Annotated in this window: 13 protein-coding genes and 1 tRNA gene; 8 read left to right on the top strand and 6 right to left on the bottom strand. The window is 64.9% G+C overall.

The features are described from left to right. Positions 1 to 59: 59 nt before the first annotated feature. From NMQ14_RS15275 to NMQ14_RS15245, 7 genes are all read left to right on the top strand, one after another. The gene (locus NMQ14_RS15275; protein ID WP_257097501.1) at positions 60 to 677 is read left to right on the top strand and encodes a PEP-CTERM sorting domain-containing protein; all 618 of its coding nucleotides are present in this window, start codon (positions 60 to 62) and stop codon (positions 675 to 677) included. Between the two features lie 177 nt (positions 678 to 854). Continuing rightward, the gene (locus tag NMQ14_RS15270) at positions 855 to 1,721 is read left to right on the top strand and encodes a peptidylprolyl isomerase (protein WP_257097500.1); all 867 of its coding nucleotides are present in this window, start codon (positions 855 to 857) and stop codon (positions 1,719 to 1,721) included. 20 nt (positions 1,722 to 1,741) lie between these two features. Beyond that, on the top strand, positions 1,742 to 2,698 hold the full coding sequence (locus NMQ14_RS15265) for a HupE/UreJ family protein (protein WP_257097499.1): 957 nt from the start codon (positions 1,742 to 1,744) through the stop codon (positions 2,696 to 2,698). After that, on the top strand, positions 2,695 to 3,297 hold the full coding sequence (locus NMQ14_RS15260; protein WP_257097497.1) for a HupE/UreJ family protein: 603 nt from the start codon (positions 2,695 to 2,697) through the stop codon (positions 3,295 to 3,297). The genes NMQ14_RS15265 and NMQ14_RS15260 overlap by 4 nt, the downstream gene beginning before the upstream one ends. Continuing rightward, the gene (locus NMQ14_RS15255; protein WP_257097495.1) at positions 3,294 to 3,893 is read left to right on the top strand and encodes a HupE/UreJ family protein; all 600 of its coding nucleotides are present in this window, start codon (positions 3,294 to 3,296) and stop codon (positions 3,891 to 3,893) included. The genes NMQ14_RS15260 and NMQ14_RS15255 overlap by 4 nt, the downstream gene beginning before the upstream one ends. A gap of 108 nt (positions 3,894 to 4,001) precedes the next feature. Next, the gene (locus tag NMQ14_RS15250) at positions 4,002 to 4,397 is read left to right on the top strand and encodes a hypothetical protein (protein WP_257097493.1); all 396 of its coding nucleotides are present in this window, start codon (positions 4,002 to 4,004) and stop codon (positions 4,395 to 4,397) included. Positions 4,398 to 4,621: 224 nt separating this feature from the next. Continuing rightward, the gene (locus NMQ14_RS15245) at positions 4,622 to 4,813 is read left to right on the top strand and encodes a heavy-metal-associated domain-containing protein (RefSeq protein ID WP_257097491.1); all 192 of its coding nucleotides are present in this window, start codon (positions 4,622 to 4,624) and stop codon (positions 4,811 to 4,813) included. Positions 4,814 to 4,826: 13 nt separating this feature from the next. Here NMQ14_RS15245 and NMQ14_RS15240 read toward each other — a convergent pair whose 3' ends face one another. The 4 genes from NMQ14_RS15240 to NMQ14_RS15225 form a co-directional block, all read right to left on the bottom strand. Next, the gene (locus NMQ14_RS15240; RefSeq protein WP_257097489.1) at positions 4,827 to 6,254 is read right to left on the bottom strand and encodes a multicopper oxidase family protein; all 1,428 of its coding nucleotides are present in this window, start codon (positions 6,252 to 6,254) and stop codon (positions 4,827 to 4,829) included. Positions 6,255 to 6,268: 14 nt separating this feature from the next. After that, entirely contained in the window at positions 6,269 to 7,702 is a 1,434-nt protein-coding gene (locus NMQ14_RS15235; RefSeq protein WP_257097487.1) for a TolC family protein, read from the bottom strand. After that, positions 7,689 to 8,249, bottom strand: a complete 561-nt coding sequence (locus NMQ14_RS15230; RefSeq protein ID WP_257097486.1) for a hypothetical protein — start codon at positions 8,247 to 8,249, stop codon at positions 7,689 to 7,691. The genes NMQ14_RS15235 and NMQ14_RS15230 overlap by 14 nt, the downstream gene beginning before the upstream one ends. A 546-nt stretch (positions 8,250 to 8,795) precedes the next feature. Continuing rightward, positions 8,796 to 10,589 carry an AsmA-like C-terminal region-containing protein gene (locus NMQ14_RS15225; protein ID WP_257097484.1) on the bottom strand — a complete coding sequence of 598 codons (1,794 nt, stop codon included), beginning with the start codon at positions 10,587 to 10,589 and terminating at the stop codon, positions 8,796 to 8,798. Positions 10,590 to 10,786: 197 nt separating this feature from the next. Here NMQ14_RS15225 and NMQ14_RS15220 point away from each other — a divergent pair. After that, a tRNA-Asn gene (locus NMQ14_RS15220) sits at positions 10,787 to 10,862 on the top strand. Positions 10,863 to 11,008: 146 nt separating this feature from the next. Here NMQ14_RS15220 and NMQ14_RS15215 read toward each other — a convergent pair. Both NMQ14_RS15215 and NMQ14_RS15210 read right to left on the bottom strand, forming a co-directional pair. Beyond that, positions 11,009 to 11,344, bottom strand: coding sequence for a hypothetical protein (locus tag NMQ14_RS15215; RefSeq protein WP_257097482.1), 336 nt, complete (start codon positions 11,342 to 11,344; stop codon positions 11,009 to 11,011). Between the two features lie 197 nt (positions 11,345 to 11,541). Beyond that, the gene (locus NMQ14_RS15210) at positions 11,542 to 11,979 is read right to left on the bottom strand and encodes a DUF2846 domain-containing protein (RefSeq protein ID WP_257097480.1); all 438 of its coding nucleotides are present in this window, start codon (positions 11,977 to 11,979) and stop codon (positions 11,542 to 11,544) included. Positions 11,980 to 12,171 lie beyond the last annotated feature (192 nt).

Below are 12,171 nucleotides of genomic sequence, written 5' to 3'. Positions count from 1 at the left end.
GACTGCGCCGCCCGGATCGGTGGCGCAGTCACTGTTGAACCTAAATCTGGAGTATTGCAATGAACTTCAAACTGGCCTCCCTGCTGGCCGCCGGCCTCTTCGCCAGCGCCCCGACCTTCGCCGCTGACGTGCTCGTCGATTTCGACGGCCCGGCCAGCTTCGATTCGATCGGCGAGTACTACAACGGCGCCGTCGAAGCACTCGGCGTGTCCTTCGGCCTCGACGCCCTTGCGCTCAAGAACGACGAGCTGGGCCCCTACTTCTCCAATGCCCCGTCGCCCGCCGGTGTGATGACGGTGGTCGGCACGGATGCGACGATGAACTTCGCCATGGGCTTCACCGGCGCGTCGTTCTCCTATTCGTACGCACCGCTGGAAGAAACCGATCCGTTCGCCTTCATCGTCGGCGTGTATTCCGGCCTCAACGGCACGGGCACACTGCTGTCGGCCTTCGCCGTCGTGAACAACGCGCAGAACGGCTGCAACGATTCGCCCTACTGCAACTGGAACTTCGCTTCGACCTCGTTCAACGGCGTGGCCAAGTCGATCGCCTTCGGAAGCGCTGTCAGCTACGGCATCGATAACCTGACCATCACTGCAGTGCCGGAGCCGACCCAGGCACTGATGCTGGCTCTCGGTCTGGCCGCTGTGCTGGTGGGTGCGCGTCGCAAGAGCTGATAAAGGCGTCTGCAAAAGGCCGGACGAATCTGCCGTTTTGAACGGCTGATCGGACGGCTGCGTTACCCCCGAGGCGCTGCGCGTAATGTGCGGCGCCTTCTTTCGTTTCTGTCGGCCAGCGTTGCGCGCGTCTGCGACGCACCGCCCGACCGACCTTACCCGATCACGAGAACAGTCTTGTCCACGCCCTATTCCGACGCAGGCACCCGCACCGCGGCACCCGTTATGCCTGAACGCGCACGCAACAACTGGCTGCGCGACCCACTTCTGCATTTCCTGATACTTGGCGCGCTGATTTTCGGCATCGATTACGCGATGACCGGAAAGGAATACGACCCGAAAGTCATCGTCGTCGACGCGTCGGTCGATCGGCATGCGATCGAACTTTTCCAGGCCTCACGCGGGCGCGCACCGACCGAAGCGGAACTGCAGTCGCTGCGCCAGAACTGGATCGACAATGAGGTGCTGTACCGCGAAGGGCTGGCCCTGCAGGTCGATCGTGGCGACGAGAACATCCGCGAGCGGGTTGTGTTCAAGGCGCTGAGCATCATCGAAGCCAGCCTTAAGCGGCCGCCTTACGATGACGACATGCTGCGTACCTGGTTCGAGCAGCGCCGGACCAAATACGATGAACCGGCCCGCTATGACTTCCAGGAAGCGGTACTGGCGGGCGACACCGGTGAGGCGCCGATGCGCGCATTCGTGGCAGCGCTGAATGCCGGCAACCCGCCCGACGACCTTCAGGCGGGCTTGCGGGTATTCAAGACCCGGCCTGAACCAACCATTGTGCAGACCTACGGCGAACCATTCACCGAGGCGTTGAAGAAGGCCAGCCCGGATGAATGGGTTGCGCTGCAGGCCAAGGATGGCTGGCACGCGATCCGCGTGACCGCCATGACACCGGGCAAGATCGCCGATTACGAAACGGTGCGCAACGTCGTCCTGCAGGACTGGACCGATCAGGTGATGGCCGAACTGCGCACCGAAGCGGTACGCAGCCAGGCTCGCAAATACACCATCCGGCAGGAAACCGGCCCGAAATGAGGCGCGCCCATCCTCTTGCAATGATGCGCACTCTGTGTGCGCTGCTCCTTGCACTGCTTTTCGGCAGCGCGCAGGCACACGAACTGAGCATCGCCGAAATGGAGCTGCGTCAGCTCACGGCGACGGATTTCCTGTGGCAGTGGTCCGCCAGCGGCAAAGTGCCGGCAAACGAGGAACTGACGCCGGCCTGGCCTGAAGGTTGTTCCGCCGAAGGGCAGTTGCTGCGCTGCGGCAAGGAAGGGCTGCGTGGCAAGCTCACGATAGAAGGCATAGGCAAAACGTACTCGGCCGTGCTGGTCAAGCTGTACTGGCTCGAAGCGCCGTTCAAGGTGTACACCATCAGCTCGGCGCAGAAGACGGCGCGCATCGGCGGTATAGGCCAGACCGACACCGACGGCATCGCCTCCTACATCTATCTGGGCATCGAACACATCCTGCTCGGCATCGATCACCTGCTGTTCGTGCTCGGCCTGCTGCTGCTGGTCGGCAACCGCTGGACGCTGGTGAAGACGATCACCGCCTTCACCGTAGCGCACAGCATCACGCTGGCCGCCGCCACCTTCGGCATCGTGCATGTGGCGGAGGCCCCGTTGAATGCCAGCATCGCCCTGTCCATCCTGTTTCTCGGACTTGAAGTTGCGCGCACCTGGCGCGGCCAGTCGAGCTTCACCATCCGCAATCCATGGGTGGTGGCCTTTGCCTTCGGTCTGCTGCACGGTTTCGGTTTCGCCAGCGGTCTGGCGCAGCTCGGTCTGCCGGAAGCTGAAATCCCGCTGGCGCTGCTGATGTTCAACGTCGGCGTCGAGGTTGGACAACTGGGCTTCGTCATCGGCATGCTGCTGCTCGCACGATCGATCCGTTTGCTGCAACTCGAACGCAATGAGATGCTGCAGCGGCTGCCCGGCTACGTAGTCGGGTCAATGGGCGCGTTCTGGACCCTGCAGCGCGTCGCCATCCTGTTGAAGGTCATCACATGAAAACCACTCCGTTCAGTCTTTTTCTGCGCTCCGCCGCTTTGCTGGTCGCTTTCACCCCGGCGCTCGCACTGGCGCACCAGGAAGCCGGACAGGCAACCGGCCTGATCGCCGGCCTGACGCATCCGGTGTCGGGCATGGACCACCTGCTGGCGATGATCGCCGTGGGGCTGTGGGGCGCGGTGCTGGGCCAGCCGGCCATCTGGGTGCTTCCGGTCGCCTTCCCGCTGGTGATGGCGCTGGGCGGTCTGATGGGCCTGCTCGGTTTTCCGCTGCCCGGTGTCGAGATCGGCATCGCCGCCTCCGCCATCGTGCTCGGCACCGTGGTGCTCACGGAACAGCGGCCACCGCTGATGCTGGCCACGCTGATCACCGCGCTGTTCGCAATCTTCCACGGACACGCCCATGGCGCGGAGTTGCCGGAGGGCGCCAGCGCGCTGATGTACAGCCTCGGTTTCGTCATCTCCACCGGCTTGCTGCACGCCGTCGGCATCCTGATTGGCACGGTACATGGGCGTCAGTTCGGCCGCAAGGTGGTACGGGCCGCCGGCGGTGGTGTGGCGATCGCCGGCCTGTTCTTCATGTGGAAAGCGCTTGCATGAAAAAAGCCTGGACCGGTGCTTTGGCAACCGTGCTCGCCGTGTTTGCCGCGCCGGCCCGCGCCCATCTCGCCAGCACCGGCTTCGGTGATTTCTACGATGGCATCGCCCACGTACTGATCACACCGGAAGACCTGCTGGTCGTGATCGCGGCCGCCCTGCTTGCCGGCCAGCGCGGTACCGCGGCGGCCCGCCTCGCTGCGCTCGCGCTGCCGCTGGCCTGGCTGGTGGGTGGCCTGGTCGGCACGCGCTGGCAACTGATGGCAACCCAGCCGCTGCTCACCACCTCGACCTTTGCGCTCACCGGCCTGATGGTGGCACTGGACCGCAAGCTTCATGTCGCCGCTGTGGTGGCGGTCGCCGTCGTTGCCGGCCTGCTCCATGGCCTGGCCAATGGCCCGACGATGACGCCGGCAGGGATCGGCATGCAAGGCCTGATCGGCGCCATCAGCGCTGTCTGTGTGCTTGCGCTTCTGCTGTCCTCACAGATCGCTGCGCTGACGCGCGACTGGCATCGCATCGCCGTGCGCGTCGCCGGAAGCTGGATCGCGGCGAGCGGCCTGCTCATGTTCGGCTGGCTTTACCAGAGCGCAGCCTGATGCCTGTGTCGCGGCAGGTTCCGCCCATGAGATCCGTGGTCTGGCGCAGCAGGATAGTCAGAATGCCGCGCCACACTGCCCTGTCACGTTGACGCTACACATTCCGCCATGAACCGCACCCTCAGCCTGTTGACCTGTGCAATGCTGTTCGCCGCCAGCGCCCATGCCGGCGGCGAACCCGAATGTCGAATCGAGGCGCAGACCCGCGACTCGAAAACCGTGGTGTGCATGATTCCGTACGCGGACGTGACTCAGCCGTTCGAATTCGTGGTGAAGTTTTCCGGCAGCCACGACGACACCGAACTGTCGCTGCAGCCGGCGCTCGACGACCAGGCGCTCGCGTGCGACGCGGGCAGCAAGCTGGTGTCGGAATTCGAAGACGGCGACATCACGCTGAAGTGCCGGTTTGCAGTCTCCGGAAAAGGCGGCGGGAAGGCGCAGTTCAGGGCGCGGGTCCACTGGCATCACGCCGATTACGAAGCGCATCAGTTGCTCAGGCGCTGAGCATCGGGCACGGGCAGCACCCGTGCCGCTGCGTCGCGGACCCCGCACCCCGAGCAGGGCAATGCCTTCGGTTCGCGGGCGGTTCGGGACGCCCGGCAACCCTGCCACGGTGCGCCATGGACAGGCCGGTGACGCGTTGCGTCAGCGATCTGCGCGATGACTTCACCCGTGCACGGCTTAAAGGTCCATGATCAGGGGTTTCCATTTTGCTCGCGAGGCCAGAAATGATCGAATTCACCGTACCGGACATGACCTGCGGTCATTGCGCCGGTCGCATCCGCAGCGCGATTTCCGAGGTCGACGCCAATGCGACCGTCGACATCGACATCGCCGGCAAGCGGGTACGCATCGAGTCGGGCAAGGACGAAGCGCTGTTCCGCGAAGCACTGGACGACGCCGATTACCCGCCGGACTGAAATACCGCCCGCATCAATGGTGATCGTGCGCGCCGCCTGCCGGTTTGCGCACCTGAACTTCGATATCTTTCTCCGGCTGCTGCTGCCGGGGCATCGATGAAGCACCGTGGGTGTTGCCTTCGGCAGGCTTTGACGAGGGGACTGCCGCGCCGTCGATCTCATGCGCCACGCTGCCGGCAGGATGCGCATACCAGCCCGGATCGCTGAAATCGCCCGGCTTCTGGTCGCGCCGCACCTTGAATACCGAAAACATGCCGCCCATTTCGACCGATCCGAACGGGCCGTCGCCGGTCATCATCGGCACCGTGTTCTCCGGCAGCGGCATCTTCATGTCCGCCATGTCGGCCATGCCGCGCTCGCCCATCGCCATGTAACCCGGCACCAGATTCGAAATGCGGTTCGCCAGCCCTTCGTGATCGACGCCGATCAGGTTCGGGATGTCGTGGCCCATGGCATTCATCGTGTGATGGCTCTTGTGGCAGTGGAAGGCCCAGTCGCCCTCCTCATCGGCGATGAATTCGATCTGTCGCATCTGGCCGACCGCGACATCGGTGGTCACTTCCGGCCAGCGCGCCGACTTCGGCACCGGGCCGCCGTCGGTGCCGGTCACCTCGAATTCGTGGCCGTGGATGTGGATCGGGTGATTGGTCATCGTCAGGTTGCCGATGCGGATGCGCACGCGATCATTTTTCCGCGCGACCAGCGGCGCGATGCCCGGGAAGATGCGGCTGTTCCACGACCACAGGTTGAAATCCAGCATGGTCATGGTTTTCGGTGTGTAGCTTCCGGGGTCGACGTCGTAGGCGTTGAGCAGGAACACGTAGTCGCGATCGACCTGCGCGATATGCGGGTGGCGCGCTTTCGGGTGGGTGACCCAGAAACCCATCATGCCCATCGCCATCTGCGTCATTTCGTCGGCGTGCGGGTGGTACATGAAGGTGCCGGGGCGGCGCGCGGTGAATTCATACACAAAGGTCTTGCCGGGCGGAATCGCCGGCTGGGTCAGGCCGCTGACGCCATCCATGCCGTTGGGCAGGCGCTGACCGTGCCAGTGCACGCTGGTGCGCTCGGGCAGGCGGTTGGTCACGAAGATGCGCACCCGGTCGCCTTCGACCACTTCTATCGTCGGGCCGGGCGACTGGCCGTTGTAACCCCACAGATGGGCCTTGAAGCCGGGCGCCATTTCGCGCACCACCGGTTCGGCCACCAGGTGGAATTCCTTGACGCCGGCATTCATGCGCCAGGGCAGCGTCCAGCCGTTGAGCGTGACGACCGGGTTGTAGGGGCGACCCGTGGATGGCATCAACGGGCCGCGCGTGTCGGCCGACGTTTCGATCACCGGATCGGGCACGGCGGCCAGCGCCACGCGATTGACCGCGGCAGCCGCCACCGCGGCGCCTGCGATGCCTGCGTTGAGGAAAAAATCTCTGCGGGAAGTCATGTTCGGGGTCCTGTTCAGTGTGCGGCTGCGGCGGCCGTGTCGGTGGTGAGGGCCGTCGGCGCTGCGAGGTCGGGTCGGCCGATCAATGCCATGTCGAGATCGGCCTGGGCGATCCAGAAGTCGCGCAGGGCCTCGATGTAGCCATTGACGCTGGCGACCTGCGACCGCGCATCGGCCAGCAGTTCGAACACACCGATCAGCATGCCGTTGTAGCGCAGCAGGTTTTCGTCGGATATGCGCTTCCTGAGCGGCACCACCTCGTCGCGATAGTGGCGCGCGATGTCGAAGGCGGAGCGATAGTCGCCATAGGCTTCGCGCACTTCGGAGCGCGCGTTGATGGCCGCATCGGCGACCCGCTCGACCGATTGCAGGTAGATGTGCTCGGCACGCGCCACGCGGGACGTGCCCCAGTCGAACAGCGGCAACTCGACGCTGATTTCGTAGCCCTTCTTGTACGACTCGCCGCGCCGGCCTTCGAGCACCCGCGCCGGGCCGATTTCGAGCACGTCGATGAAACGCGTCGTCTTCGTGAGCCCGAGATTGCGCGCGGTCGCTTCGGCATCGAGCTTCGCGATCTGCAGATCGATGCGCGATGCCATCGCCTGACGCTCGATATCGGGGGCATCAAGGGCCGCTGTAGGCAGATCGGGCAGACGTTCGGGCAGCTTGAACGCGGTCTGCTCGCCCCACAGCCCGAGCAGCCGGGTCAGGCGCTCGCGCGCCGCCTGATGCGCCTGCTGCGCGCGGGCGAGATTCAGCGCCGCATCGGCGTAGAAGCCCTGCTCGCGCGCACGCGCCAGCGCGCTGAAATTGCCGGCGGCCTGCATGCGGCGCGCCAGCTCGGCTCCGGCGTCGGCCGCATCCATCACCTGTTCCATGTAGCGCAGCGTTTCGCCGGCGGCGACCGCCTGCGTCCATGCGCGCCGCACATCGGCCGCCAGTCGCAGTACCTGCAGCGATACCGCGCGCTGGGTCTGTTCGAACTGCCGCCTGTTGACCTCAATCGCCTGCGGCACGGTGAGCAGCGAAAACAGGTTGAAGGTGATGGCCTGCTCGATCTTGTAGTCGCGCACGCCGTTCTCCTTCTTGCTGGCGTGGAACATCGAGAAGTGCGGGTTCGGCAGGTTGCCGGCACGCACCAGTTCGGCTTCGCTGATGCCCAGATCGTGGAAACCCGCCTGCAGGCCACGATTGTTCAGCAATGCAAGCTGCACCGCATCGTCGGCCGTCAGCGGCTTGCCCAGCAGGCTGGCCACGCGTTCGGCAACTTCGGCGCGGTCGGCGTCGCTGCGCGCCCACTTCACTTCCTTGCCCAGTCGTTCGCGCGCGGTCTGTTCAACCGCGCCGAAGCCGCCGTCGGGGCTGAAGCCGGCGCACCCGGCCAGCAGCGTCAGCGCAGAGGATGCAAGCGCCAGAAGGCGCCAGCGCGATGGATCAGTGGTGCGCATGGCCGCTCTCCTTCTTCATCGGACAGGCATCGTGCCGGTGCTTCATGCCGTCGCCGCGGGCGGTGTCAGGGTGCATGCAGGTGTGCGGCCCCTTCCCGGCCGCATCGGCTGCAGGCCTGCGTTGATGCAGGCGGTGATCGTGCGCCCCCGGTTGGTGGGCGCCATGGTCGTGCGTGCCGTGGTCTTGAGTGCCGTGGTCGTGCGACGGCGCGGTGTCTGCGGGCGCGCCGGCAGGCGCCGCATGTTCCGCGTGCAGATCGTCGGCAGGCTGGTCTGCCGACTGATCGACGTGCGCACCGTGAGCATGCGCGCCGCCTTGCCGTCCGACCCGGTCGTTGGCGTCACGCCACGTCCCAACGGGTTCCGCGGCATGACTGCGATAGCTGTCCATCGTCGAGCGATAGCCGACGGACGGCACGGGTGCAGCTGGATCTGCTGGATCGGCCGGCCATGCGGCCGTCGGAACGAGCGCTGCACAAACGAGCAGCGCCATGGGAAAAGGGTGAAACATGATGGCCTCGCGCGGGACGTGAATCGATGCCCGCACCGGGTGCGGGCTTCAGGGTTTCGTCAGACGGAGGCGGATCTGGGTGGGTGCTCCGCGCTTTCGGCGATGAAGGACGGCGGGCCGCTGAGGTCAGTGAATGGCCGTTCGTGGAACGCGGTGTCTGCGCACGGCGGGAGCGCGGCCGGTGTCAGCGCGCCTGCGATGCAGCAGGCGGCACAATTGGAACAAGGCTGGGGAGACAGCGAGGCGCCCTCATCGAGGGCAGCCGGTTCGGCACAGTGCGCCGGCAGCACGTGTGCGTCGGGCGCAGCGTCGTGCGCTGTCACCACCGCGTGCGCCTGAACCGGCACGCAGCACATCATTGCTGCGGCGACGCCACCTTGCAACGGCAGCGCGACCACGAGCAGGACGGTCAGCAGGAATCTGTTGAAACGGCACATCACCTGCACACGATAGCAGCCCGAGCGAGTGTTGTGGCATCGGTACCGGCGTTGATTGATCGAACGCAAACCCCGGCACACGTCTGCGCCAGCCGATCGGGAGCCACGCGAGGACGAAACGGGCTACGATCGGGCTACCAACTCGTCACCGCCGCAGGCGCACGATCGGATCGGCGTACTTGCCTTCGATGCTGACCGGCGCGCGTACCGTGGTGGCGCTGCCTCGCAGGCTGACGTCCAGACGACCGTTGATGAGGCCGTCGGCCAGCCGGATGTCTCCCTGGGCACCGACCAGTCCGGACGACATCGTCGCACCGGTCAGGCTGAGGCCGGAGGCATCCGCCACGACATCGCCTTCGAGATCATCGAATCGCGTGCTACCGCCGCGCACACCATCCGCACGCGGAATGCGCACCGCCTGCACGAGATCGACGCGTTCGATCTGACCGCGCTGGACGCCCAATTTGCCCGACGCACGCAGCGTGCCACGCAGGCCTTCCAGCGTTTCCCCCTCGCCGCGGATGGCGATCGCGGCAGACAAGTCTCCGGTCAGCAGCAGCGTGGGCGCAAACACCTTGAGCAAGTCCGCGACCGCAAGGCGCGACGTCGTCATTTCGCCCTCGACGCTGGCCGGGCTGACGAGCCCGATGGACAGGCTGCCCACCGCATAACCGCCATAAAGCTTGACGTCCACCTTGTCGAACACCAGACGCTGGCTGTTCAGCGTGCCGGTCGCTTCGAGAACGTCGAGCAGAAGCGACGGCTGGCCGGGCGTACGCCAGCCCAGGGCCGTGAGCGCGACATTCCACACACCGGATTCGATGCTGCCTTGCAGCTTCAGTCCGCCATCCGTGCGGGCCAGCGACAGCCGGGTGAGCACGCCGTCCTCATCGATGTCCAGCGTGCCATTCAGGTTGCCGATCGATCCGTCGAGCAGCAGCAGGCTGGAATCGATGACGCTGATGCGCTCGACCTTGAGCCAGCGGGATGCCCAGTTGATGCCCTGCCGCTTCGACAACTCGGGCAGGAAGGCAAGATTCAATCCCGCGCGCTCGATGCGCACTTCGCGCATCACCGTGCGTTCCGACAGCAGCGTCAGGACACGGGGAATGAGTTTGACGGTGGCGACTTCCAGTTGTCCGCCCGCTCCGACACGCAGGCCCTCGAGTGCAATGGATGGCTCGGGAAAGATGCTGGGCGATACCGATGCGATGCGCACCGGCTGACCGAGCAATTCGCTCGCCAGCTGTTCCATGTGCGGCAGATGCCTGCTGTAAGGATAGAAGAAGAACAAACCGACCAGCAGCACGACCAGCAACAGGCTGCCGACCGCAAACCGCTTGGCGAGCGAGCTCGGCGGCCCCTTGCGTTCGGCACCGCTGACGCGTCCCGCAAACAGGTCGAACAGCCGCCGCAGCGGCCCGGATGCGCGGTCTTCGACGCTGGCGTCCGCGGAACTGGTCATCATCGCGCGTCTTATCGCACCGCGGACGTCATCGCTGTCAGCCGGCGGCGGCGACGGCGCGACAGAGACCGCCGCCGGAGCAGTCAGTTCCGGGATGGCCATCGCGAATTCGTCCAGCACGGGCGATTCCTTCGCGGACGAACGGTCATGTGCGCGCCGGATGTCATCGGCAACCGGCGTGATCGGCTGGCTGACCAGATCCTCGATATCGACCATGATGGAAGACAGTTCCGAGCGGTCAGCGTCTTCTTCGACGCTGGCGTTATCCACCCGGCGCACCAGTCCCCGGTGTTCAAGCTCGCCGACCAGACCTTCGACGATCAGCGGATCACCGAATTGCTGAGCCAGATTGCCGACAGGCGTGCGCCCGTCGATCATGATGAGCACCGAACGCAGGTTGCGTTGAACGATGGTGCGTTTCGAAACCGCATCCTCGCCCGCCTCAGTCTTGATGAATACCGCGTTTTCGTTCATTGATCTGCGCTGGCAGGCTGGCCTCGTGCCCTGGGGCGAGCGGTAAGTCGGACTTTCGGCGAAGGTTGTTGTGACCTTCAGGTGACGCGATCATAAATCGATCGCGCTCCGAAGTGGCGGCCAGTCAGCGCGAAGAAAGTCACGTATCAATTGCTTGACGTGCGCAGGATCACAACCTATTATCGCGCCCTCTTTGTTCCCCGATAGCTCAGTCGGTAGAGCGCCGGACTGTTAATCCGTAGGTCCCTGGTTCGAGCCCAGGTCGGGGAGCCAGAACAAACAGCTGAAAATAAAGGCCTTCGCAAGAAGGCCTTTATCGTTTACGCGTCCGAAGTGGCTTTCGGCGGCGGTCCTGCAAGCGATTGACGTCAATCGCTTGCAGCCCGTTGCATCCGGAAAAGCCCCGGGCCGCTCAACCGTCAGTTGCGGGGCTGAGGGGTGGTCTGGCCTTCCGGGCGGCGTTCGCGTTCATCCGCAAGCTCGGACGCCTTCTGCTTGGTGTCCCGGTCGCGCACGACGTCGTTGGCATGCTCGCTCGGGTATTGCTTCGATTGGCGTGCCTGATCCTGCTCCGGCTGGTACTTCTTCTGACTTTCGGATTGCTGCACCTCCGGCATCACCTCTTTCTGGTGCTTGCTCGGATACGACTGAGCGCTGACCGACACGGAAAATGCGGCTATCGCAAGTGCAAGGGCTGTTCGGGCTAAAGTCATTCTGGACCTCCATGGGGTGGCGGGCATCAACTGGATGCCCATGACTTCAGCCTAGTGCTTGCGGAGAGGTTCGATGTAGTCGTGCTCCCACACCCTGTAGGACCTGCGACGGAGAACGCGCGGGCAAATCCGCCGGGGTGTCCGCATAGACAGGTCCGGCGCGCGCCACGGCCAATCCTGTCCATGCTGTCCGGACAAGATGCTGTAAGACCGCAGCGGCAGTCCGCGCCGCGCGACACTCAGCGGGAGACAGCCAGCCTTGTGGTGCGCACCGCACGTGCGCCGTCGTCCGGATGCACCTTGCGCAGCCGCGTGTGAACCTGCAGGTAACCCAGCCACAGGTCCTGCCGCACGTACACGATCTGGCCCGGCCTGGCGTCGAACTCGAGCTTCGACGTGAACTGAAGCTGTGAGCCCAGTGTGTGCCGGCCCGGTTCGATTTCCCTGAACAGATGCGTTTGCGACACGGTCGAGCCGATCGGCTCGCCGTCGAGCAGCACGTCGATCGGCAGTGCGGGGCCGCTATAGCCAGTGCGGAAAACATAGACACCTGCCTTGCCGGGGCTGACTTCGGCCACGCCGGGCGGCGTGGTGGCGCGGGTGTCGTGCGGGGGCACTGCGGCGCAACCGGCGAGCGCAGACGTCGCAACGATGAGGGCGAACATCCGGACGTTCATTCGGAATCTCCTGGTCTGTCGCGCATGGCGAACGCGTCGATGGGGCGGCGTCCTGCGGTCTGCCCACCATGCTGCAGACCGTAGCCATACCGGTCGGCCGACGCTGTCCGCGCGAACCGGTCAAGGCATGCCACTGCTGCTTTGTGGTGCGAAGCGCGGGTCAGGTTTCCTGAGTGCGCAAATAATCCTGAA

This window comes from Methyloversatilis sp. XJ19-13, assembly GCF_024580155.1.
Classification (GTDB): Bacteria; Pseudomonadota; Gammaproteobacteria; order Burkholderiales; family Rhodocyclaceae; genus Methyloversatilis.
The sequence above is the reverse complement of the archived record's forward strand: the minus strand, read 5'-3'. Positions and strand labels throughout refer to the sequence as shown.